At 73.7% G+C, this 22,300-nt stretch carries 19 protein-coding genes; 8 read left to right on the top strand and 11 right to left on the bottom strand.

The genetic code is table 11. The features are described 5' to 3' along the window. From ABZY57_RS21550 to ABZY57_RS21570, 5 genes are all read left to right on the top strand, one after another. The coding region (locus tag ABZY57_RS21550) for a CobD/CbiB family cobalamin biosynthesis protein (RefSeq protein WP_356514239.1) at nt 1–744 on the top strand (744 nt) is incomplete at its 5' end. Next, on the top strand, nt 741–2,264 hold the full coding sequence (locus ABZY57_RS21555; RefSeq protein ID WP_356514241.1) for a cobyric acid synthase: 1,524 nt from the start codon (nt 741–743) through the stop codon (nt 2,262–2,264). The genes ABZY57_RS21550 and ABZY57_RS21555, both read left to right, overlap by 4 nt. 133 nt (nt 2,265–2,397) lie before the next feature. Further along, a complete protein-coding gene (locus ABZY57_RS21560) occupies nt 2,398–4,503 on the top strand; it encodes a putative cobaltochelatase (RefSeq protein WP_356514243.1) in 2,106 nt (701 codons plus the stop codon). Beyond that, a complete protein-coding gene (gene cobO, locus ABZY57_RS21565) occupies nt 4,503–5,102 on the top strand; it encodes a cob(I)yrinic acid a,c-diamide adenosyltransferase (RefSeq protein WP_243338462.1) in 600 nt (199 codons plus the stop codon). The genes ABZY57_RS21560 and cobO overlap by 1 nt, the downstream gene beginning before the upstream one ends. Continuing rightward, nucleotides 5,096–6,529, top strand: a complete 1,434-nt coding sequence (locus ABZY57_RS21570; protein WP_356514246.1) for a cobyrinate a,c-diamide synthase — start codon at nt 5,096–5,098, stop codon at nt 6,527–6,529. The genes cobO and ABZY57_RS21570 overlap by 7 nt, the downstream gene beginning before the upstream one ends. 20 nt (nt 6,530–6,549) lie before the next feature. On the opposite strand, the gene ABZY57_RS21575 is transcribed toward ABZY57_RS21570, so the two are convergent. Further along, nucleotides 6,550–7,296, bottom strand: a complete 747-nt coding sequence (locus tag ABZY57_RS21575) for a ZIP family metal transporter (protein WP_356514248.1) — start codon at nt 7,294–7,296, stop codon at nt 6,550–6,552. A 113-nt stretch (nt 7,297–7,409) separates the two neighbouring features. Here ABZY57_RS21575 and cobC point away from each other — a divergent pair, with 113 nt between their 5' ends. Beyond that, nucleotides 7,410–8,909: an Rv2231c family pyridoxal phosphate-dependent protein CobC gene (gene cobC / locus ABZY57_RS21580; protein ID WP_356514250.1), complete on the top strand. Its 1,500-nt coding sequence runs from the start codon at nt 7,410–7,412 to the stop codon at nt 8,907–8,909. A gap of 147 nt (nt 8,910–9,056) precedes the next feature. After that, nucleotides 9,057–10,295 carry a CapA family protein gene (locus ABZY57_RS21585; protein WP_356514252.1) on the top strand — a complete coding sequence of 413 codons (1,239 nt, stop codon included), beginning with the start codon at nt 9,057–9,059 and terminating at the stop codon, nt 10,293–10,295. A gap of 89 nt (nt 10,296–10,384) precedes the next feature. On the opposite strand, the gene ABZY57_RS21590 is transcribed toward ABZY57_RS21585, so the two are convergent. Both ABZY57_RS21590 and ABZY57_RS21595 read right to left on the bottom strand, forming a co-directional pair. Next, complete coding sequence (locus tag ABZY57_RS21590) at nt 10,385–11,302, bottom strand: SCO1860 family LAETG-anchored protein (RefSeq protein ID WP_356514254.1); 918 nt, start codon at nt 11,300–11,302, stop codon at nt 10,385–10,387. Nucleotides 11,303–11,674: 372 nt separating this feature from the next. Further along, nucleotides 11,675–12,790, bottom strand: a complete 1,116-nt coding sequence (locus ABZY57_RS21595; RefSeq protein WP_356514256.1) for an amidohydrolase family protein — start codon at nt 12,788–12,790, stop codon at nt 11,675–11,677. Between the two features lie 97 nt (nt 12,791–12,887). On the opposite strand from ABZY57_RS21595, the gene ABZY57_RS21600 reads away from it, so the two are divergent. Next, a complete protein-coding gene (locus ABZY57_RS21600) occupies nt 12,888–13,976 on the top strand; it encodes an aminotransferase class V-fold PLP-dependent enzyme (RefSeq protein WP_356514258.1) in 1,089 nt (362 codons plus the stop codon). A 5-nt stretch (nt 13,977–13,981) separates the two neighbouring features. Here ABZY57_RS21600 and ABZY57_RS21605 read toward each other — a convergent pair whose 3' ends face one another. From ABZY57_RS21605 to ABZY57_RS21640, 8 genes are all read right to left on the bottom strand, one after another. Beyond that, nucleotides 13,982–15,040: an aminotransferase class V-fold PLP-dependent enzyme gene (locus ABZY57_RS21605; protein WP_356514260.1), complete on the bottom strand. Its 1,059-nt coding sequence runs from the start codon at nt 15,038–15,040 to the stop codon at nt 13,982–13,984. Between the two features lie 81 nt (nt 15,041–15,121). Then, entirely contained in the window at nt 15,122–15,832 is a 711-nt protein-coding gene (locus tag ABZY57_RS21610; protein WP_356514261.1) for a DsbA family oxidoreductase, read from the bottom strand. Nucleotides 15,833–15,922: 90 nt separating this feature from the next. Continuing rightward, nucleotides 15,923–16,426, bottom strand: a complete 504-nt coding sequence (locus tag ABZY57_RS21615) for a GNAT family N-acetyltransferase (RefSeq protein ID WP_356514263.1) — start codon at nt 16,424–16,426, stop codon at nt 15,923–15,925. A 44-nt stretch (nt 16,427–16,470) separates the two neighbouring features. Beyond that, nucleotides 16,471–17,925, bottom strand: a complete 1,455-nt coding sequence (locus ABZY57_RS21620) for a penicillin-binding protein 2 (protein WP_356514265.1) — start codon at nt 17,923–17,925, stop codon at nt 16,471–16,473. A 62-nt stretch (nt 17,926–17,987) separates the two neighbouring features. Beyond that, complete coding sequence (locus ABZY57_RS21625) at nt 17,988–18,692, bottom strand: response regulator transcription factor (RefSeq protein WP_356514267.1); 705 nt, start codon at nt 18,690–18,692, stop codon at nt 17,988–17,990. Between the two features lie 59 nt (nt 18,693–18,751). Then, a complete protein-coding gene (locus tag ABZY57_RS21630; protein ID WP_356514269.1) occupies nt 18,752–20,167 on the bottom strand; it encodes a histidine kinase in 1,416 nt (471 codons plus the stop codon). A 10-nt stretch (nt 20,168–20,177) separates the two neighbouring features. Further along, on the bottom strand, nt 20,178–21,062 hold the full coding sequence (locus ABZY57_RS21635) for a hypothetical protein (protein WP_356514271.1): 885 nt from the start codon (nt 21,060–21,062) through the stop codon (nt 20,178–20,180). Between the two features lie 310 nt (nt 21,063–21,372). Beyond that, nucleotides 21,373–22,158: an IclR family transcriptional regulator gene (locus tag ABZY57_RS21640; RefSeq protein ID WP_274552515.1), complete on the bottom strand. Its 786-nt coding sequence runs from the start codon at nt 22,156–22,158 to the stop codon at nt 21,373–21,375. Between the last annotated feature and the right edge of the window lie 142 nt (nt 22,159–22,300).

Here is a 22,300-nt window from a genome sequence, read left to right on the forward strand (position 1 = left end):
CGGCCCGCGGCTGCCCGTATCGCCCTCACCGCCGCCGCCACCTGGGCCGTCGTGGGCGGCACCTCGCTGGGCCGGGAGGCCCGCGCCATCGGCGGAGCGCTCGCCGCCGGGGACGCCGAAGTGGCCCGCGAACGGCTCCCCCACCTGTGCGGACGCGACCCGCAGGCCCTGGACGAGCAGCAGATGGCCCGTGCGGTCGTCGAATCGGTCGCCGAGAACACCTCCGACGCCGTGGTCGGCGCCCTCGTGTGGGGCGCCGTCGCCGGCGTCCCCGGGCTGCTCGCCTTCCGCGCCGTGAACACCCTGGACGCGATGGTCGGCCACAAGTCCCCCCGCCACCTGCGTTACGGCTGGGCCTCGGCCCGGCTCGACGACGTGGCCGGCTGGCCGGGCGCCCGGCTGACGGCCCTGGCCGCCGTCCTGGCCGGACCCGACCGGCGGGGCGCCGTACGGGCCTGGCGCGCGGACGCCGCCAAGCACCCGAGCCCCAACGCGGGGCCCGTGGAGTCCTCCTTCGCCGGAGCCCTGGGCGTACGGCTGGGCGGGACCCTGGCGTACGCGGGCCGGGTCGAACACCGGGCCGTGCTCAACGGAGCGGCCGGGCGGCCCGTGGAGGTCGCCGACATCGAACGCGCGGTGCGGCTGTCGCGCCAGGTGACGTGGCTGGCGCTGGGTGCCTGTGTGGCCGCCCGGACGCTGGTCTCCCGTACGACGAAGAAGACGAGGAAGGGGCGACGCGCATGAACGGCGGCGCGAAGCGCGGCGGGGGTCTCCTCGTCGCCGGTACGACCTCGGACGCGGGCAAGAGCGTGGTCACGGCGGGCATCTGCCGGTGGCTGGCCCGGCAGGGCGTGAAGGTGGCCCCGTTCAAGGCGCAGAACATGTCGCTGAACTCCTTCGTGACGCGCGAGGGCGCCGAGATCGGCCGCGCGCAGGCCATGCAGGCCCAGGCCGCCCGCGTGGAGCCGACCGCACTGATGAACCCGGTGCTGCTCAAGCCCGGCAGCGACCGGAGCAGCCAGGTGGTGCTGCTGGGCAAGCCGGTGGGCGAGATGAGCGCGCGCGGCTACCACGGCGGCCGTCAGGAGCAGTTGCTCGGCATCGTCACGGACTGCCTGGAGCAGTTGCGGGGCACGTATGACGCCGTGATCTGCGAGGGGGCGGGCAGCCCGGCCGAGATCAACCTGCGCCGGACCGACATCGTGAACATGGGCATCGCGCGGGCCGCGCGGTTCCCGGTGGTCGTCGTCGGCGACATCGACCGGGGCGGGGTCTTCGCGTCCTTCTTCGGTACGACGGCCCTGCTCTCTCCGCAGGACCAGTCGCTGATCGCGGGCTACCTGGTCAACAAGTTCCGCGGTGACGTCACCCTGCTCGAACCGGGCATGGAGATGCTGCGCGGCCTGACCGGCCGGGCCACGTACGGCGTGCTCCCCTTCCAGCACGGGCTGGGCATCGACGAGGAGGACGGCCTGCGGGTCTCCCTGCGGGGTGCGGTACGGGAATCCGTGGTCGCCCCGCCCGTGGGCGAGGACGTGCTGCGGGTCGCGGTCTGCGCGGTGCCGCTGATGTCCAACTTCACGGACGTCGACGCGCTGGCGGCGGAGCCGGGCGTGGTCGTGCGGTTCGTGGACCGGGCCGAGGAACTGGCCGACGCGGACCTGGTCGTCGTCCCCGGCACCCGCGGCACGGTCAAGGCCCTGGCCTGGCTGCGCGAGCGGGGACTGGCGGACGCCCTGGCCCGGCGGGCCGCCGAGGGCCGACCGGTCCTGGGCATCTGCGGCGGGTTCCAGGTCCTGGGCGAACACATCGAGGACGAGGTCGAGTCGAAGGCCGGCTCCGTGCCGGGGCTCGGGCTGCTTCCCGTACGGGTCCGCTTCGAGCGGGAGAAGACCCTGGCCCGGCCCGTCGGTTCGGCGCTGGGCGAGCCGGTGGAGGGGTACGAGATCCACCACGGCGTGGCCGAAGTCCTCGGCGGCACCCCGTTCCTGGACGGATGCCGCGTCGGCGAGGTGTGGGGCACGCACTGGCACGGCTCGCTGGAGTCGGACGGCTTCCGCCGGGCGTTCCTCCGCGAGGTCGCCTCGGCGGCGGGGCGCCGCTTCGTCCCGGCGCCGGACACCTCGTTCGCCTCCCTGCGGGAGGAACAGCTGGACCTGCTCGGCGACCTGATCGAGGAACACGCGGACACGGACGCCCTGATGCGGCTCATCGAGGGTGGAGCCCCGTCGGGCCTGCCCTTCCTCCCGCCGGGCGCACCGTGAGCGGCGCAGCCCTGCAAGGGCCGTCGCCCACCCGCCGTCCGCCCCGAGAAGCGGCGCACCCGCAGCCCGGCCCCGCCGTCCACGCCCGCCCGCGCACACGCATCCGTACCCGCATCCAAGAAGGGGTCACCGCATGAGCACGCCCTACCCGTTCACCGCACTGGTCGGCCAGAGCGACCTGCGCCTCGCGCTGCTGCTCAACGCCGTGAGTCCCGCGGTCGGCGGTGTTCTCGTGCGCGGCGAGAAGGGGACCGCCAAGTCCACCGCCGTCCGCGCCCTGTCCACCCTGCTGCCGCAGGTGGACGTGGTCCCCGGCTGCCGGTTCAGCTGCGCGCCCACCGTCCCGGACCCCGCCTGCCCCGACGGCCCCCACGAGCCGGGACCGGCCGCCGCGCGGCCCGCCCGCATGGTGGAACTGCCCGTCGGCGCCTCCGAGGACCGGCTCGTCGGCGCCCTCGACATCGAACGCGCCCTCGCCGAAGGCGTGAAGGCCTTCGAGCCCGGCCTGCTGGCCGACGCGCACCGGGGGATCCTGTACGTCGACGAGGTCAACCTGCTCCACGACCACCTCATCGACCTGCTCCTCGACGCCGCCGCGATGGGCGCCTCCTACGTGGAGCGCGAGGGCGTGTCCGTCCGGCACGCCGCCCGCTTCCTCCTCGTCGGCACGATGAACCCCGAGGAGGGCGAACTCCGCCCGCAGCTCCTCGACCGGTTCGGGCTGACCGTCGAGGTCGCCGCCTCCCGGGAGCCGCTCCAGCGGGTCGAGGTCGTACGCCGCCGGCTCGCCTACGAGGACGACCCCGCGGCCTTCGCGGGCCGCTGGTCCGGGGACGAGGAGGAGGTGCGCTCCCGGGTGGTGGCCGCGCGGGCGCTGCTCCCGCAGGTGCGCCTCGGTGACACCTCGCTGCTGCAGATCGCCGCGACCTGCGCCGGCTTCGAGGTCGACGGCATGCGCGCCGACATCGTGATGGCCCGGACCGCGACCGCGCTCGCCGCCTGGGCCGGGCGGACCGAGGTGCGCAAGGAGGACGTCCGCCAGGCCGCCCTGCTGGCGCTCCCCCACCGGCGCCGCCGCAACCCCTTCGACGCGCCGGGTCTCGACGAGGAGATGCTGGACCGGATCCTCGACGGGTTCCCCGACGACGAGCCGGACCCCGAGCCCGAGCCCGAGCCGGAGGGGCCCGGCGAAGGGCCTGAGGACGGCGGCCCGGACGGCGGCGGCCCCGACGGCGGAGGCGGCGTACCCCCGCAGGGATCCGGACCGGACGACCCCGGGACCGGGACCGGGACCGAGCCCGATGCCCCGGCCGAGCCCGGGCAGCGGCCCGAGACGCAGCCCTCCGCCCAGGAGGGCGAGGCGGCGGACGGTCCGGCCGAGCAGGCACCCGTACGGGCAGCCGAGCCGTTCCGCACCAAGATGCTCAGCGTCCCGGGTCTCGGCGAGGGCGCGTCCGGCCGGCGCTCGCGCGCCCGGACCGCGCACGGCCGCACCACCGGCGCCCAGCGCCCCCGCGGCCAGTTGACCAAGCTGCACCTGGCGGCGACCGTCCACGCCGCCGCCCCGCACCAGAAGGCGCGCGGGCGCGCCGGGCGCGGGCTGGTCGTCCGCAAGGACGATCTGCGGCAGGCGACCCGTGAGGGCCGCGAGGGCAACCTCGTCCTGTTCCTCGTCGACGCCTCCGGCTCCATGGCCGCCCGGCAGCGCATGAGCGCGGTCAAGGGGGCGGTGCTGTCCCTGCTGCTCGACGCCTACCAGCGCCGGGACAAGGTCGGCCTGATCACCTTCCGCGGCTCCTCGGCCGAACTGGCCCTGCCGCCCACCTCCTCCGTCGACGCCGCCGCGGCCCGGCTGGAGAACCTGCCGACCGGCGGCCGGACCCCGCTCGGCGCCGGGCTGCTCAAGGCCCACGAAGTGCTGCGGATCGAAAGGCTGCGGGACCCTAGCCGGCGCCCGCTGCTCGTGGTCGTCACCGACGGGCGGGCCACCTCGGCCGGTTCGGTGGGCGGCGATCCCCGCGCCCTCTCGGCGCGCAGCGCCCGGCTGCTGGCGGCCGGCAATGTCGCCTCGGTGGTCGTGGACTGCGAGTCGGGGCCGGTCCGGCTCGGGCTGGCCGGCGTACTGGCCGCCGATCTGGGCGGCCTGGCCGTCACCCTCGACGGGCTGCGGGCCGATTCGCTCGCCGGGCTCGTGAAGAACGTACGTACCCCATCCCCGACCCTCAGGAGGGCCGCGTAATGCCGCAGGGACAGCCGTCCGTCGTTCCGGACGACGGACTCACGACGCGTCAGCGCCGCAACCGCCCGCTCGTCTTCGTCCACACCGGGCCGGGCAAGGGCAAGTCGACGGCGGCCTTCGGTCTGGCGCTGCGCGCCTGGAACCAGGGCTGGCCGATCGGGGTGTTCCAGTTCGTCAAGTCGGCGAAGTGGAAGGTCGGCGAGGAGAACGCGCTCAAGGTGCTCGGCGCCTCCGGCGAGGGCGGCTCCGTCGTCTGGCACAAGATGGGCGAGGGCTGGTCCTGGGTCCAGCGCGACGCGCAGCTCGACAACGAGCAGGCGGCCAAGGAGGGCTGGGAGCAGGTCAAGCGCGATCTGGCCGCCGAGACGCACAAGCTGTACGTGCTGGACGAGTTCGCGTACCCGATGCACTGGGGCTGGATCGACGTCGACGAGGTCGTCGAGGTGCTGCGCAACCGACCCGGCACCCAGCACGTGGTGATCACCGGGCGCAACGCACCCGAGAAGCTGGTGGAGTTCGCGGACCTCGTCACCGAGATGACCAAGGTCAAGCACCCGATGGACGCCGGCCAGAAGGGCCAGAAGGGCATCGAGTGGTGACCTCGTTCAACGTACCGAGACTGGTCATCGCCGCGCCCTCCTCCGGCAGCGGCAAGACCACCGTCGCGACGGGCCTGATGGCGGCCTTCTCGGAGCGCGGCCTCGCCGTGTCCCCGCACAAGGCCGGGCCGGACTACATCGACCCGGGCTACCACGCGCTGGCCACGGGCCGGCCGGGGCGCAACCTGGACGCCTTCATGTGCGGGCCGGACCTGGTGGCCCCGCTGTTCGCGCACGGGGCCGCCGGATGCGATCTGGCCGTCATCGAGGGCGTGATGGGGCTCTACGACGGAGCCGCGGGGCGGGGCGAACTCGCGTCGACGGCGCAGGTCGCGAAGCTGCTCGGGGCGCCGGTGGTGCTGGTGGTGGACGCGTCCTCGCAGTCGCGGTCGGTGGCGGCGCTGGTGCACGGCTTCGCCTCCTTCGACCCGCAGGTGCGCCTCGGCGGCGTGATCCTGAACAAGGTCGGCTCCGACCGGCACGAGGTGATGCTGCGGGAAGCCCTGGAGGAAGCGGGGATGCCGGTGCTCGGCGTCCTGCGGCGGGCTCCGCAGGTGGCCGCTCCCTCGCGGCACCTGGGGCTCGTGCCGGTCGCCGAGCGGCGCTCGGACGCGGTTGCCTCGGTCTCGGCCCTGGCCGACCAGGTCCGGGCCGGCTGCGACCTGGACGCGCTGATGGCCCTGGCCAGGACGGCCCCGCCGCTGTCCTGCGAAGCCTGGTCTCCGGACGAGGCTCTCCTTCCCCACCCCGTCCCTTCCCGGAACGGGGGCTCCGCACCGGACCCCGCGCTCCACACGCCGGCGAGGCCGGATCTTTCCGGGGGCCCTGTCGTCGCGGTCGCCGGAGGGGCCGCCTTCACGTTCTCGTACGCCGAGCACACCGAGCTGCTGCGCGCGGCAGGCGCGGAGGTGGTCACCTTCGATCCGCTGCGGGACGAGGCGCTGCCCGAGGGAACCACCGGCCTGGTGATCGGCGGCGGGTTCCCCGAGGTCTACGCACCCGAGCTGTCCGCGAACGAGCCCCTCCGCAAGGCCGTCGCCGCGTTCGCCGCGGCCGGCGGCCCGGTGGCCGCCGAGTGCGCGGGGCTCCTGTACCTGGCCCGTTCGCTGGACGGGAAGCCCATGTGCGGGGTGCTCGACGCCGACGCGCGGATGTCGGAGCGGCTCACGCTCGGCTACCGCGAGGCGGTCGCCGTCTCCGACAGCGTCCTCGCACCGGCCGGGACCCGGCTGCGCGGGCACGAGTTCCACCGGACGGTCATCGAGCCGGGCGCCGGCGCCGCGCCCGCGTGGGGCTTCACGCATCCGGAGCGCCGGGTCGAGGGCTTCGTGGCGGACGGTGTGCACGCGAGTTACCTGCACACGCACTGGACGGCGGAGCCCTCCGTGGCCCTGCGGTTCGCCGAGGCCGCGGCAGCGCATCGGTGAACGGCAGACGCACGGCGCCGTCACTCCGCCAGGCCCACGACCAGCCAGATCCCCGCAACCCCTCCCACGGTGCACATCAGGGTGGACAGCGCGGGGTGCTTGTGGTGGGCCTCGGGCAGGATCTCGGCGGCGGCCAGGTACAGCAGGACGCCGCCGAAGAAGCCGAGGTAGGCCCCGAGCGGTTCCTCCGGAATGGTGAACAGCAGAGTGGACGCGGCGCCCACGACGGGGGCCACCGCGTCCGCGAAGAGCATGAGCAGCGCCTTGCGGCGGGCGTTCCCGTACAGCCGGGTGAGGGTGTACGTGTTGAACCCGTCGGCGAAGTCATGGGTGATGACGGCCAGCGCCACGGCCACGCCCATGCCTCCGCCGACCTGGAACGCGGCGCCGAGGGCCACCCCGTCGGCGAGGCTGTGGCCGACCATGGCGGCGGCCGCCGCCAGGCCGACCTGGGGGACCCGCTCTGCGTGGTCCGGGGTCCCGTCACCGTTCACGCCCCCGTGGGAGGCCTGACGGACGGCCAGGACCCTTTCCCCGCAGTGCGCGGCGAGGAATCCGCCGACGAAGAGCAGCAGGGCCAGCGGAACTCCGAACACTTCGGCGCCGGCCGCGTGCATGGCCTCCGGGAGCAGGTCCAGGCCCACGACGCCGAGCATCAGCCCGCCGGCCAGGCCCAGCACGAGGTGGCGGCGGTCGGTGACGCGCTGCGCCGCCCATCCGCCTGCCAGGGTCATCAGGAACGCACCCAACGCCACGATCACGGCCATGTGCCCCTGCATACCGACTCCGCGCCGCCCGCGCACTTCCGCGCACGGGTGGCGGACCACGGAGGGTTGACGGGCCGGCCGCGCGCGGAGTCCCCGCGCACGCGGACGGCATCATGCACGAACACGATCCGCACCACGGACACGATCCGCACCACGAACACGACGACGGAGAACGGGTGAACCTGTTGGGCGAGTACGCGACACAACTGGTCGTCGGGGTCGGTGGCCGCGCGGGCGTGTCCGTGGCGGAGGTGTGCGCGCTGGTGGAAGAGACCCTGCGCGGCGCCGGGCTGGCGTCGGATTCGGTGACGGCCCTGGCCACGGTGGAGGCGAAGGTGCTGGAGGCGGGGATCGCGGGTGCGGCGGAACGTTTCGGCGTGCCCCTGCTGAGCTACCCCGCCGAGGTGCTGGCCGCGATCCCGGTGCCGCACCCCTCGGACGCCGCCCGTGAGGCCGCCGGCACCGCGTCGGTGGCGGAGGCCGCCGCGCTGGCCGGCGGCGGGGAACTCCTCGTACCCAAGCGGCGGTCGGTGGCGGCGACCTGCGCCGTCGCCACGGCCCACACGCACGACCTGCGCCACCACGGGGACGCCGAGGTCTCGGACGGGGGCGCGGGGCTGATCGATCTCGCGGTGAACGTACGGTCCCACACCCCGCCGCAGTGGCTGAAGGACCGGATCGCGGCTTCGCTCGACGTCCTGTCCGCGTACCCCGACGGCCGCCCCGCCCGCGCGGCCGTGGCCCTTCGCCACGGACTGCCGGTCGAACGGGTCCTGCTGACCGCGGGCGCCGCGGAGGCGTTCGTACTGATCGCGCGGGCGCTGGGCGCCGTACGGCCCGTGGTGGTTCATCCGCAGTTCACCGAGCCGGAGGCGGCCCTGCGCGACGCGGGACACCGGGTGGAGCGGGTGGTGCTGCGGGCCGCGGACGGCTTCCGGCTGGACCCGGCGGCGGTACCGGAGGAAGCCGACCTCGTGGTGGTCGGGAACCCGACCAACCCGACCTCGGTCCTGCACCCCGCGGCGACCCTGGCCGCGCTGGCCCGGCCCGGGCGGATCCTGGTGGTCGACGAGGCCTTCATGGACGCGGTCCCCGGCGAACGCGAGGCGCTGGCCGGGCGGACGGACATACCGGGCCTGGTGGTGCTGCGCAGCCTGACCAAGACCTGGGGCCTGGCAGGGCTGCGCATCGGTTACGTGCTGGCCGAGCCCGCGGTGATCGCGAAGCTGGCGGCGGCGCAGCCACTGTGGCCGGTGTCCACGCCCGCACTGGTGGCGGCCGAGGCGTGCGTCTCCCCCGCGGCGCTGGCCGAGGCGGAGGCCGCGGCCCGGCAGATCGCGGTGGACCGGGAGCACCTGCTCGCAGGCCTCGCGGAGTTCGAGGAGATCTCGGTGGCGGGGACGGCGGCGGGGCCGTTCGTGCTGATCCGGGTCGAGGGCGCGGCGCAGATCCGCACCCGGCTGCGCGCGCTGGGCTTCGCCGTGCGCCGCGGCGACACCTTCCCCGGACTGGACCGCTCCTGGCTGCGGCTGGCGGTCCGCGACCGCGCGACGACGGGCCGCCTCCTCCAGGCCCTCGACCTGGCCCTCGCGGGCACGCCGACCGCGCGCTGACCGTCCGCCGGCGCGATGCCGGCCCGGATGCCGGCCACGCCGGCCGTGTCACCCTGATGGCGCGTTTCCGCGGTTCGCGCTCGGCGGCGCCCCACTGGTGCGCGACTATTTCCGCAGGCAGCGACCATGCGACACCGGGGGACACGGATGAAGACAGTCGGCAGGATAGGCGCGGCCGTGGCCGGGCTGGCCGTGGTGGGAGGCGCCGCCTACGGCGTGACGCACCTGAACGTCGAGGACGGGGGCGCGTCGGCCGAACAGCATCTGGGGGCGAAGCCGGGGGCGGCGGCGAGTCCGGGCCGCGACGCCACGGCCGGAGCCACGGCCTCGGCCGTGCCCGGCGGGAAGCCCTTCACCCTCGTCGGCACCGGCGACATCATCCCGTACCCGTCGATCATCCAGCGGGCCGCCGCCGACTCGGCGGAGAAGGGCGGCCACGACTTCCGGAAGATACTCGCCGGGGTCAAACCCATCGTCTCCGCCGCCGACCTGGCGATATGCCACCACGAGATACCGTACGGCCGGCCCGGCGGCCCCTACACCGGATACCCGCTCTTCAAGGCCCCGCACCAACTGGCCGACGCCCTCAAGGACGCCGGCTACGACAGCTGCTCCACCGCCTCGAACCACACCCTGGACGACGGGTACGACGGCCTCGTCCGCGTCCTCGACCACCTCGACCGCGTCGGCATCCGCCACGTCGGCTCGGCCCGCGGCGCCGAGGAGGCCAAGGCCCCGGCCCTGCTCGAAGCCGGCGGGGCCAAGGTCGCGCAACTGGACTACACGTACGGGACGAACGGCATCCCGCTCCCCGCGGGCAAGCCCTGGGCCGTGAACCTGATCGACCCGGCGCGGATCATCTCCGACGCCCGCGCCGCGCGCGCGGCCGGCGCGAACGTCGTCGTCCTCAGCGTCCACTGGGGCTCCGAGTGGCAGACGGCGCCGGACGAGCAGCAACTGGACCTGGCCCAGGAGCTGACCGCCTCGCGCGGGGCGGACGGCCTCCCCGACATCGACCTGATCCTCGGCACCCACAACCACGTGCCGCAGCCCTACGAGAAGGTCAACGGCACCTGGGTGGTGTACGGCATGGGCGACCAGGTGGCCAGCTTCTACGAGGCCGAGAAGGCCCGCGGCAACATGTCCTCGGTACCCCGCTTCACCTTCGCCCCGGCGGCCGCGCATCCGGGCCGCTGGGAGGTCGTGAAGGCCGAGTACCTCACGCAGTTCTCGGACATGCGGCAGCCGTTCCGCGTCGTCTGCACCTCCTGCGAGGCCACCACCTCCTCCGCCGACGGCACGCACGCCGCCGCCGACCGCGAGGTGACGAAGGCCGTGATGTCACGTGGCGCCGGGGAGCAGGGACTGACGCGCGCGACGCGGTAGGTCCCGGCCCGACAGCCACGCCCCCAGGGCCTACGAGCCGCCGGCCCACGAAGCCCCGGCATACAAGGCCTGGCCTGCAGGACCCTGGCCTACGAGGCCCTGCCGCGCCGGGTCACGACCAGCGCGGCGGCGCCGAAGCCGAGCAGGAGCAGCGCACCGCCCGTCACGTACGGGGTGAGCGAGCCGCCTCCCGTCTCGGCGAGGTCGGGCTGGGTCCCGGTCCCCGTCTGGGGCTTGATGTCGGGCAGCTTCGTGGGACTGGGGGTGGGGCTCGGGGCGGGGGCGGCCGGGGACTCGCAGCGGGCCTCGGCGAGCACGATCTCCCCGTCGACCTGGGCGACGTTCAGATCGAGCGGGTTCACCGACACCTTGAGCCGCAGCGCGGCCGCGGCGGCCGTGGTGGAGGTGGTCTCCGCGGCGGAGAGCTCCAGGCTGACCAGGCCGACCTTGGGGACCTCGACCTTGGTGGGGCCGCCCGCAGAGAGGGTGACCTTCTTGCCCAGGACGGTCACGGTGCCCAGGACGTTGGAGGCGGCGACCGGCTTCTTGCCCGCTTCGCAGACGGCCTTGGAGCTGACCTTCTCCACCTCGATCAGCGACAGCAGGGGAAGGCCCGGTACGTGGATCCGGGCCTTGGCGAGGTTGGCCTCCGCCGCGGCCCGGGTGGAGTCGGCGGTGGCCTTGGAGGTGGCGACGTCGGCGCGCAGGATGCTCACCGGCTTCCCGCCCTCGACGCCGTCGAGGGTGACGGTCAGCGCCGTCTTCGCCGCGTCCGCCGGGGCGCTGACCTCGTTGAGGGTCGCCTTCAGCGGGACGTGCACGGTCTTGTTGAGCAGGCCGACGTCCAGCGTGGTGCGCAGGACGACGGCGCCGGCCTTGCCCTTCCCCGGGTGGGATCCGGTGGAGCCGGCGGAGCCGGTGGCGAAGGCGGGCGGGGCGGTGAGCAGGGCAACCGCTCCCGTGGCGACGAGCGCGGCCACGGGCGTGCGGAAGGTGTTGCTGTTCAAGGTGGTGGAACCCCCAGGGAGATGGGAGCCGTCGCGCCGCCAATGGGGGACATTGCGCGCGCCGACGGCCTCGACCCCGGAATCTTTACGCACTGAGAGTGAACGGGGGTGAACCCGGCGTGAGTTCACCCCAAAGGGTGGTTTCCAGGCATAGGTTCGAATTGCTACGCCCCATCCGGAACGGGAGTTCCCTCTCATCCCGGGAATCTTGGCCGCCGGGCCCCGCGCCGGACGTACACAACGACCGGACGGCCGCCGGCGTCACGCCCCGTCAACTCCCGCGCCCCGCGCCCCCACGCCCCTGCGACCCCGCACTCCTGGACCTTCGGCCCCGAGCCCCTGCGATCCTGCGGCCCCGACCCCCTGGGACGCTCAGGCCACCACCGTGCCGTTCACCACCACCCGCAGCGGGTCCGCCAGCGCCCGTACGTCGGCCCGCGGATCTGCCTCGTAGACCACCAGGTCGGCCGGCGCACCCTCGGTCAGGCCGGGCCTGCCGAGCCACTCGCGCGCGCCCCAGGCCGTCGCCGAGAGGGCCTGCAGCGGCGGGATCCCGGCCTTGACGAGCTCGCCGACCTCGGCCGCGACGAGGCCGTGCGGCAGGGAACCCCCCGCGTCCGTGCCGACGTAGACCCCGATGCCTGCGTCGAAGGCGGAGCGGACGGTGTCGTAGCGCCGCTCGTGCAGCCGACGCATGTGCGCCGACCACCGCGGGAACTTCGCCTCGCCGCCCGCGGCCATCTTCGGGAAGGTCGCGATGTTCACGAGGGTCGGGACGATGGCCACCCCGCGCTCCGCGAACAGCGGGATGGTGTCCTCGGTCAGCCCCGTGGCGTGCTCGATGCAGTCGATGCCCGCCTCGACGAGGTCCCGCAGGGAGTCCTCGGCGAAGCAGTGCGCGGTGACGCGCGCCCCGAGCCGGTGGGCCTCGGCGATGGCGGCCTCGACCTCCGTGCGCGGCCAGCAGGCGGTCAGGTCCCCGGCCTCGCGGTCGATCCAGTCCCCGACCAGCTTGACCCAGCCGTCGCCGCGCCGCGCCTCGCGGCCGACGTACTCGACGAGGTCGTCGGGCTCGATCTCGTGGGCGAAGTTGCGGATGTAGCGGCGGGTGCGGGCGATGTGGCGGCCCGCCCGGATGATCTTCGGCAGGTCCTCGCGGTCGTCGATCCAGCGCGTGTCGGACGGGGATCCGGCATCGCGGATGAGGAGGGTGCCGGCGTCCCGGTCGGTCAGGGCCTGCCGTTCGGCGGTGTCCGCGTCCACCGGCCCGTGGGCGTCGAGCCCCACGTGGCAGTGCGCGTCGACCAGCCCGGGCAGCACCCACCCGGTGACCTCGGTGACCTCCCGGGCACCGCGCGGACGCTCGTAGGAGATCCGTCCGCCCACCACCCAGAGCTCGTCGCGGACCTCCTCGGGCCCGACCAGTACCCGCCCCTTGACGTGCAGCAGCCCCGAACCCGCGCTGCCACCGTTGACCTCGTCGCTCATGGCGGCACTCTATGCGCGGGCTCGGTAGGCTCTCCAGATCGGTCCGGACTTTTCCGGACGAACGATCCCAGACCGAGAGAACGAAGAGAGCGGCGCCGTGACCCACCCCCTCCTGGACCTCCCGCCCCTGACCGCCGCGCGCTTCGCGTCGATCGAGCGGGGGGTCGCGGAGCTGCTCGGGACCCGGGCCGACGTGGTGATCACCCAGGGCGAGGCGCTGCTGCCGCTGGAGGGATGCATCCGGTCGGGCGCGCGGCCCGGTTCGACCGCGCTGAACGTGGTGACCGGCCCCTACGGGACCACCTTCGGCACCTGGCTGCGCGACTGCGGGGCGGGCGTCGTGGACCTGGAGGTCCCCTTCGACACGGCCGTGTCCGCCGCCGAGGTGGACCGGGCCCTGTCGGAGCACCCGGAGATCGACTTCGTCTCCCTGGTCCATGCGGAGGCGGCCACCGGGAACACCAACCCGGTGGCGGAGATCGGCGAGGTCGTACGGGCCCACGGTGCGCTGTTCATGCTGGACGCGGTGGCCTCGGTGGGCGCGGAGCCGCTGCTGCCGGACGCGTGGGGCGTGGACCTGTGCGTGATCGGCGCACAGAAGGCGATGGCTGGACCGGCGGGGGTCTCGGCGGTATCGGTCTCCGACCGGGCGTGGGCCCGCTTCGCGGAGAACGCCGCGGCGCCGCGCCGCTCCTACCTCTCCCTGCTGGACTGGAAGGAGCGCTGGATCGACGGCGGGCGCTCGGCGCTGCCGCACGCTCCGGCGCAGCTGGAGATGCTGGCCCTGGAGGCCTGCCTGGACCGGATCGCGGCCGAAGGCCTGCCGGCGGTGACGGCCCGCCACGCGGCCGCGGCCGCGGCGACCCGCGCGGGCGCGGTGGCGCTGGGCATCGGCCCGTACGTCGGCCGGGTCGCGGCGGCGGCCCCGGTGGCCACCACCCTGCGGGTCCCGGAGGCCTCCCTCGTGGTGGCGAAGGCCCTGGCGGCGGATCCGGCGGCCCCGCTCGCGGCGGGCGGCGGCGCGCTGGCCGGGGAGATGGTCCGGGTCAACCACTACGGCACGGCGGCCTCCCTGGACACCGTCGGCTCCGCTCTGACGGCCCTGGCCGCCGCCCTGTCGGCGGACCCGGCCGGGGCGCTCGCGGCGGCGGGCTCGGCCTGGTCGGCGGCCCTGCCCTCCGCCTGATCCGGTCAGCCCTCCAGGAGGTTCAGCAGCCGGTCCACGTCCGCCTCGGTGTTGTAGAGGTGGAAGGAGGCCCGCAGGTTGCCGGCGCGGGCGGACGTGACCACGCCGGCGGCGAGCAGGCCGCCCTGGCGGTCGGCCAGGCCCGGGACCGAGACGATCGGGGCGTTGCCCGGGACGGGCTCGTGGCCCAGGCGGGCGAGGCCGGCGCGGTAGCGGGCGGCCAGGGCGGTGTCGTGGGCGTGCACCGCGTCGATGCCGATCCGCTCCAGCAGGGCCAGCGCGGGCTCGGCGGCGTGGTAGCCGAGGAAGGCCGGGGACTCGTCGAAGCGCCGGGCCCCGCGGGCCAGTCGGGCGAGCGGGCCGTAGATGTGGTCCCACATGGACTCGGCCGCCACCCAGCCGGCGTGCAGCGGGGTCAGGGTGCGCTGGGCCTCCTCCGAGACGGTGAGGTAGGAGACCCCGCGCGCGGCGAGCAGCCACTTGTACCCACCGGTGACCGTGTACTCGTACGGGCTCGCGTCGAAGGGCAGGCAGCCGGCCGCCTGCGTGGCGTCGACCAGCATCCGCGCCCCGTGCGCGGCGGTCGCGGCGCGTACGGCCGCCAGGTCCGCCGTACGGCCGTCCGCGGACTGCACGGCGCTCAGCGCGACCAGTGCGGTGCCCGGGCCGACGGCCTCGGCGAGGGATTCCAGCGGCGCGAAGCGGACCTTGAGGTCGTCACGCACCATGAAGGGGTTGATGACCGAGGCGAAGTCGCCCTCGGGGCAAAGGACTTCCGATCCGGCCGGGAGCCCCGCGGAGACCAGGCCGACGTGGGTGGAGACGGCCGAGCCGACGGCCACGCGCTCCGGGGCCACTCCGACGAGGCGGGCGAACGCCTCCCGGACCCGCTCGACGCGGTCGAAGTCGCCGAAGCCGGCCGGGATTCCGGCCCCGGCCGCCTCGGCCAGCTCGTGTACCGCGGCGACGGAGGCACGCGGGAGGACCCCGCAGTTGGCGGTGTTGAGGTAGGTGGTGGAGTGCGCGAACTCGCCGCGGACGGCTTCGGGCAGAAGGAGATCCATGACCTTCACTCTGCGCCAGGAGCAACCCAAAGTCTATTGACGGTAATAACGCACCCCACCAAAGAGTTACTTATATGTGGCTCAGGGCTGCGGCACGGCGCAGGCGCCGTCGGGCTCGCACGCCTCGCCCTCGGCAGCGGCGGGCGCGAGGACCTCGCGGCCGGCCCAGGCCTGCTCCAGCGCCTGCGTGAACACCTCGGCGGGCTGGCCCCCCGAGATCCCGAAGCGGCGGTCGAGCACGAAGAACGGCACGGCGTTCGCGCCCAGCTCGGACGCCTCGCGCTCGTCGGCCCGCACCTCGGCGGCGTACGCCGACGCGTCGCCCAGCACCGCGCGGGCCTCCCCCTCGTCCAGCCCGGCCTCGACCGCGAGGGCCACCAGGACCTCGGGGTCGAAGACGGAGCGCTCCTCGCCGAAGTTGGCGCGGTACGCGAGGTCGAGCAGCTCCTCCTGGCGGCCGCGGTCGGCGGCCAGGTGCAGCAGGCGGTGGATGTCGAAGGTGTTGCCGTGGTCACGGCCCTCGGTGCGGTACGTCAGCCCCTCGGCGCGGGCGCTCGCGGCGACGTGCTCCTCCATGCCGCGGGCCTCGTCGAGGGTGCGGCCGTACTTCTTGGCCAGCATCTCCACGACGGGCGCCACCTGGCCCTTGGGGCCGTTCGGGTCGAGCTCGAAGGAGCGGTAGACGACCTCGACCTCGTCGCGGTGGGCGAACTCGGCCAGCCCCTTGGTGAAACGGGCCTTGCCGATGTAGCACCACGGGCAGGCGATGTCGCTCCAGATCTCGACGCGCATGTTCCTTCTTCTCTCCACGGAGTCAACTGTTCCGCGTTCAACCATCCCCGGCCGCGTCTCATTCCCCGGACGGGTCAGCCCCCGGACAGGTCAACCCCCGGACGGGTCCCCGGCCGTGTCCACCGTGAGCCACAGGATGCGGTGGGAGCCCGTGGTCCGGGCGCCTACCGGGTCCGGATGCCAGCCGTGGGCGGCGTAGAAGGCCTGGGCGCGGAGGTTGTGCTCGTAGACCTCCAGCCGGACCTTGCGGACGCCCGCCCGGCGCCAGACGTCGACGCAGGCGGCGTGCAGGGCCGCTCCGGTGCCGCGGCGCCAGTGAACGGGGTCCACGTGCAGCTGCGTGAGGGTGGTCTCGCCGTCGGCGGTGCGGAAGGCCGCCACCCCGGTGACTTCGCCACCGCTCTCGGCGCAGAGCACCCCGCCGTCGGCCGCGTCCCGGGCCACCGCAAGGGACCAGCCCTCACGGGTGCGCGCCAGTTCGGCGGCGCCGCCGTAGGCCTCCTCGGCTATCCGGCCCCGGTAGTAGGTGGCGCGGGCCCGGGTGTGGAGGGCGGCGATGGCGTCGAGGTCTTCGGGCTGCGCGGTCCTGATCATGGGAAGGAGAACGCGCCGTGAGCCCCGCCGGTTCCCGGCACGGGCTACTTCTTGAGCCAGGCCTGCATCATCTTCTGGGCCACCGGGGCGGCCAGCTTGCCGCCGCCGATCTCGGAGCGGTCCGTGTCCGAGTTCTCGATCACGACGGTGACCGCGATCTGCTTGCCGTTCATCTTTCCGTACGTGGTGTACCAGGCCAGCGGCGGCAGGCTGTTGTTCACGCCGCGCTGGGCCGTACCGGTCTTGGCGCCCGACTCGACGCCCGGGATCTGCACGTTCTTTCCGCCGCCCTCGGTGGCGACGGTCCTCATGGCGTCCTGGACCATCGAGGCAGTCTTCGCGCTCATCACCTGCTCGGACTTCGGGTTCTTGAAGCTCTCCAGCACGTTGCCGTTGGAGTCGGTGACCTCGGAGACCTGGTGCGGGGAGACCAGCTTGCCGCCGTTCTCGATCGCGGCCGTCACCATCGCCATCTGCAGCGGGGTGGCCTGGACGTCGAACTGGCCGATGCCGGTCTGCGCGACCTGGTCGACCGACATCTTCTTCGTCGGGTACTTGCTGGGCGGGCTGGTCCAGACGGGGGTCTTCTGCACCACGTTGAAGCCGAGCTTCTCCGCCGTGGCGCGCATCTTGTCCTGGCCGAGCTTGTGGGCGAACTCCGCGAAGACGTTGTTGCAGGACAGCTTCAGCGCGGTCCGGGGGGACACGTTGTTGCAGAGCGAGTCGTCCACCTCGCTGCGCAGCTTGGTCCGCGTCCCGGGGATTGTGTAGTCGCCGGGGATCCCGGTCGGCGTGTCGATGTTCGTGACGAGGCCGTTCTCGATGGCCGCCGCCAGGGTGACCAGCTTGAAGGTGGAGCCCGGCGCCTGCGGCTTGCGCAGTGCGGTGTTCTCCATCGCCTTGCCCTGGTCGGCGCCGAGCGCCTCCCAGGCCTTCTGCTCCGCCCCGCCCGCGCCGGCGATGCTGCCGGGGTCGAAGGACGGGTTGTTCACGATGGCCAGGATCTCGCCCGTCGCCGGGTCGATCGCCACGGCCGAGCCCTGCTTGCCCTGGAGCGCGTCGTAGCCGGCCTTCTGGACGTCCTTGTCGATCGTGGTCAGGACGTTGCCCGGGGCGGCCCGCTTGTTGGTGAGCGTGTCCATGATCGTCTTGAGCCGGTTGTCGGTGCCGTTGAGGATGTTCTTGTAGACGCCCTCCAGCATGCTCGACCCGAAGGCCTGGGAGCTGTAGCCGGTGATCGGCGCGTACAGCGGCCCGTCCGTGTAGGTCCGCTTGTACCGGAAGTCCTTGCCGCCCGTGTCCGTGGACCCGGTGATCGCCTCCCCGCCCACGATGATGTTCCCCAACGGGTTCTCGTACTTCCCGATGAGGTTGCGCCGGTTGTTGGTGTCGTCTGCGAGGGCCTGGCCTTGATATGCCTGCACCCAGGTGACCCGCACCAAAAGGGCCAGCACCAGAAGCAGACAGAAGACCGACGCACGCCTGATCGTCTTGTTCATCCCCCAGAAGGACGCCCCACCCGCCCCAGCCGTTCCGCTCTGCCCCGATTGTGGCGGAGTTCTCAGCCTTTCTTCATGAGGAAGCCGCCCTCGTACGCCGCGATGACCGCCTGGGTCCGGTCCCGGGAGCCGGTCTTCGCCAGGACCGCGGCCACGTGCGTCTTGACCGTCTGCGGGCCGACCCCGAGCCGCTCGCTCACCTCGTGGTTGGAGAGCCCGGTGGCCATCAGCCGCAGGACGTCGGCCTCCCGGTCCGTGAGCCGGGCGACCCAGGGCGCGGCGGCCCGGCCGGCTGCGGGCGGGGTGTGGGCGGCGGCCAGGGAGCGGACGGCCGCCGGGAAGAGCAGGGAGTCCCCTCGGGCCACGAGCCGGACCGCGGCGGTCAGCTCGTCGGGGTCGGCCCGCTTGAGGAGGAAACCGGCGGCTCCCGCGCGCAGCGCGTCGTACACGTAGGCGTCGTTCTCGAAGGTGGTGACCACCACGATCCGGGGCGGGTCGGCCATGGTGGCGAGGATCCGCTCGGTGGCCCGGATGCCGTCGATCTCCGGCATCCGCACGTCCATCAGCACCACGTCGGGGGCGAGTGCCCGGACCACGGCCACGGCCTCGGCTCCGGTGGCCGCCTCCCCGACGACCTCCAGGTCGGGCTCGGCGTCGAGGATGACCCGCAGGGCGGTACGGACCATCCGCTCGTCGTCGGCCACGACCACGCGCAGCGGTGGGCGGGCCGCCGGGGGTGTCGGGGGCGCCGGGGGTGTCGAGCGCATCGGGGGTGTCGAGGGCATCGGGGGTGTCGAGGGCATCGGGGGTGTCGAGGGCATCGGCGTCATCGGGGGCCCTCGCGGAGCGGGAGGACGGCACGCAGTCGCCACCGGCCCTCGTACGGACCGGCTTCGACCCGCCCTCCGAGCAGCGAGGCCCGCTCGGCGGCGCCGTGCAGCCCCCGGCCCCCGGTGATGCGGGCCCCGGGAGCGGCCGCCGGATCGTTCGTCATGGTGATCTCCAGTTCCTCGTATCCACCGCGCTCCCCGTCTCCACCGTGTTCTTCGTGTCCACCGTGTTCTTCGTGTCCACCGCGTTCCCCGCGCCCACCGGATTGCTCCCGTCCACCGGATTGCTCGCGGCCACCGGATTGCTCGCGGCCACCGGGCTTCCCGTGTCCGCCTCGCACCCGTACGCGGATCCGCAGGTCGACCGGGCCCGTCCCGTGCCGCAGCGCGTTGCTCAGCCCCTCCTGCACGATCCGGTACGCCTCCCGGGAGGTGATCGCCGGAAGCCACTCCCAGTCACCGGCCGGTCCTGGGTCCTGGCGGGCGGTGATCGCGGTCCCGGAGGCCCGGCTGCGGGACAGCAGTCCGTCGAGGTCGGCGGCGAGCGTCGGAGCGGTGGGCAGCCCGGTACCCCCGGTGCCCGCTCCGTCGCCCTCGCGCAGCAGGCCGAGCACGGCGTCCAGCTCCCCCACCGTGCGCCGGGTGGTGTCCTCGATCGCGGCCAGCGCCTCCCGTACGAAGCCGGGGTCGCTGTCGAGCACCCGCCGGGCGGCGCTCGCCTGAAGGGTGACCGCGCTCAGCGCGTGCCCGACGGCGTCGTGCAGTTCCCGGGCCAGCCGGTTGCGGACCGCCAGATCCGCGGCGCGCTCCTCCGCGGCCGCCAGCCGGTCCGCCGCCGTCGGCCCGAGCAGTACGGGCGCCAGCCGGGCCAGCAGCGCCCCCGCCCCGGCGGCGCACAGGACCAGCCCGGCCAGCAGCCCGATCCCGAGTACGGGGGCCACGTACGGCTGAGCCGGCACACCCCACCAGCCGAGCTCGACCGGCAGTTCCCGCAGCGCGCTCACGAACGGCAGGGCGAGCAGCACCACCGCCATGGGCGGTACCGCGAGGCTCATCCCGCTGACCAGTGCGCCGACCCCCAGGTGCAGGGTCCACCAGGCCGAGGCCCGCCCCCGGGCCGCCCAGGTCCGGGCGGCCCCTTCGGCGAACCGCTCCCCCGGCACCCCGCACAGGGACCGCGCCGCGGCCACCGACATCGGCCGGACCAGTGCGGACAGCCCGGTCGCGGCGACGAGCGGCAGGGAGACGGCGTAGGCGGCGATGCTGAGCGGCAGCGAGTTGAGCGCGTTGACCCCGCCCACGACGGCACCGACCGCCACCTGCGTCAGCAGGAAGTAGGGCATCAGCAAGGCCCCGCCGAGTATCTGGTGCACCCAGCGCAGCCGCGCCCGCGGCCCCAGCAGCCTCCCCACGGCGGCTCTTTCAGGCCGCTCGGCGCATGGCGAGGAACCGCGCCATGACGCTGACCGCGAGGAGGCCGATGATCATCTGGCCAGCGTAGATCAGATAGGTCGCGGTGGTCGTCCGTTCGCCCGGGCCGGACTCCCCGCCCGCCACCGCGAGCATCATCCACAGGCCCCAGCACAGGGTCGCCGCCGAGCCGGTCCACGCCACGACCAGCCGCCACCACGCCCGCCGGTCGCCGCCCTGGACGAGCAGCACCGCCCCCGCCGCGGCGGTCAGCGCACATATCGCGTGGACGAAGGACACCGTGCCCGCATCGGAGGAGTACTGCGCGATCTGGTCCGCATTCTGCCCGGCCGTGCCGCCGAAGGCCCAGTACAGGTGCGTCGCCGCCACCACCCCGGCCACCGCCGCCGAGGCTCCCGCCACCACCCCCGTGGGTGACGGGAGCCGCTCGCCGAGGACACCCTGCCAGGACCGGCCCCAGCGCTCGCGCGCATAGGGCACGAACAGCCCGGTCAGGGCTATGGCTTGGATGATGAAGCCGGGGTAGACCACGTTGAAGACCCAGGGCTCCAGGAAGGGCGGCTGAGCCTCACGCGCGGCCTCGTCCGGCCCCAGGCCCATGCCGCGCAGGAGGAGTTGACCGGGGAACCCGAGGACGATCGGGGTCAGCAGTCCGGTGGCGGTGAAGACGGGGAAGACCAGCAGCCAGGACGGCACGCGCATCCCCCAGGGCCGGGTGAGCACCAGGACGAGCAGGACCACGCTGGAATCCATGACCAGCGACAGGCCGTTGAGCGCGGTGAAGAACGCATTGCCCGGCTCCAGGAGCACGCTGCCGTCCGGTATCCCGATGTGGCTCCCGGCCAGCCAGGCGGTCTTCAGCGTCAGATAGGGCACGGTGGCGACGATGGCCGCCGCCCTCAGGAACCTGCGCCCGGGCCCCGGCCGGGTGGCCGACGGCTGCGCTCCGCGGGTCGGTCGCGACGTGTGAACGGCTCGTGTGGTCATGCCTCAACGGTCCCGCGTCCGCGCCCGCGCCACCTCCCCCTTGAAGGGGAACCGCCTCCCCCGCACGGGGGAGGAACCGAGCCGTCCACCGCACCACCCGCGCCCGAGGCCCGCCCCAGGCCCGCCCCAGGCCCGCCTCACGTACACCTCAGGCCCGTCTCACGTCCGCCGAGGCCCCCGGCCCGCCACCGCCCCCGCCTCACATCCGCCGCGTCACCACCGACAGCCGGTCGCGCGCCGCGAACAGAGCCGCCTTGATGCCCCGTTCGTGTCCCGGCGTCAGCCGCGCCACCGGCACCGAACAGCTCACCGCGTCCCGCGCCGGCGTCCGGTACGGCACCGCCACCCCGAAGCAGCGCAGTCCGAGCGTGTTCTCCTCCCGGTCCACCGCGTACCCCTGCTCCCGTACCAGTGCCAGCTCCTCGATGAGCCGGTCCCGGTCGGTGATGGTGTGCTCGGTGACGGCTTCGAGCCGCCGCGGCAGCAGTGCGCGTACCTCTTCGTCCGTGTGCGTGGCCAGCAGTGCCTTGCCGAGGGCCGTCGAGTGCACCGGCAGCCGCCGCCCGACGCGTGTGAAGGGCCGCAGGTAGTGCTGTGACTGCCGGGTCGCCAGGTAGACCACGCTCGTCCCGTCCATGCGGGCCAGGTGGATCGTCTCCGTCGTATCGTCGGAGAGCCGGTCCAGCGTGGGCCTCGCCGCCGCGACGACCTCGTCCCCGTCGATGTAGGAACTGCCGACGAGCAGCGCCCGCACCCCGATGCCGTACCGGGTGCCCGTCGCGTCCGTCTCCACCCAGCCCAGGTTCACCAGGGTGCGCAGCAGCATGTAGAGGCTGGATTTGGGCAGGGAGAGGTCGCTCTGGATGTCGGCCAGGCTGTGCAGCCCCGGCCGGGAAGCGAAGTGTTCCAGCAACTGGACCGTGCGTACCGCCGACTTGACGGCCGCCGGTGCGCCCGAGCCCCCCGACTCAGCTGTGGTGGTCATCCGCCTTCGCGCCCCTCTGTCTCTGCTGTCTCTTGTCAACCCGGAAGACACGGAAATAGAGTCCACGGTGGATGTGATCATTCATCCAACGGAACAGCGTTCACAATACTGAACGCATCCGCGCGGGTCAGCGTAGATCCAG

The organism is Streptomyces sp. NPDC006450, assembly GCF_040612195.1.
In the GTDB taxonomy this organism is placed as follows: domain Bacteria; phylum Actinomycetota; class Actinomycetes; order Streptomycetales; family Streptomycetaceae; genus Streptomyces.

Coding starts and splice junctions, on each gene's coding strand:
- ABZY57_RS21625 (WP_356514267.1), bottom strand. CDS start 18,692: ATGCGCTCGACACCCCCGGCGCCCCCGACACCCCCGGCGGCCCGCCCA.
- ABZY57_RS21585 (WP_356514252.1), top strand. CDS start 9,057: ATGAAGACAGTCGGCAGGATAGGCGCGGCCGTGGCCGGGCTGGCCGTG.
- cobC (WP_356514250.1), top strand. CDS start 7,410: ATGCACGAACACGATCCGCACCACGGACACGATCCGCACCACGAACAC.
- ABZY57_RS21620 (WP_356514265.1), bottom strand. CDS start 17,925: ATGAACAAGACGATCAGGCGTGCGTCGGTCTTCTGTCTGCTTCTGGTG.
- ABZY57_RS21575 (WP_356514248.1), bottom strand. CDS start 7,296: ATGGCCGTGATCGTGGCGTTGGGTGCGTTCCTGATGACCCTGGCAGGC.
- cobO (WP_243338462.1), top strand. CDS start 4,503: ATGCCGCAGGGACAGCCGTCCGTCGTTCCGGACGACGGACTCACGACG.
- ABZY57_RS21615 (WP_356514263.1), bottom strand. CDS start 16,426: ATGATCAGGACCGCGCAGCCCGAAGACCTCGACGCCATCGCCGCCCTC.
- ABZY57_RS21640 (WP_274552515.1), bottom strand. CDS start 22,158: ATGACCACCACAGCTGAGTCGGGGGGCTCGGGCGCACCGGCGGCCGTC.
- ABZY57_RS21605 (WP_356514260.1), bottom strand. CDS start 15,040: ATGGATCTCCTTCTGCCCGAAGCCGTCCGCGGCGAGTTCGCGCACTCC.
- ABZY57_RS21610 (WP_356514261.1), bottom strand. CDS start 15,832: ATGCGCGTCGAGATCTGGAGCGACATCGCCTGCCCGTGGTGCTACATC.
- ABZY57_RS21595 (WP_356514256.1), bottom strand. CDS start 12,790: ATGAGCGACGAGGTCAACGGTGGCAGCGCGGGTTCGGGGCTGCTGCAC.
- ABZY57_RS21555 (WP_356514241.1), top strand. CDS start 741: ATGAACGGCGGCGCGAAGCGCGGCGGGGGTCTCCTCGTCGCCGGTACG.
- ABZY57_RS21560 (WP_356514243.1), top strand. CDS start 2,398: ATGAGCACGCCCTACCCGTTCACCGCACTGGTCGGCCAGAGCGACCTG.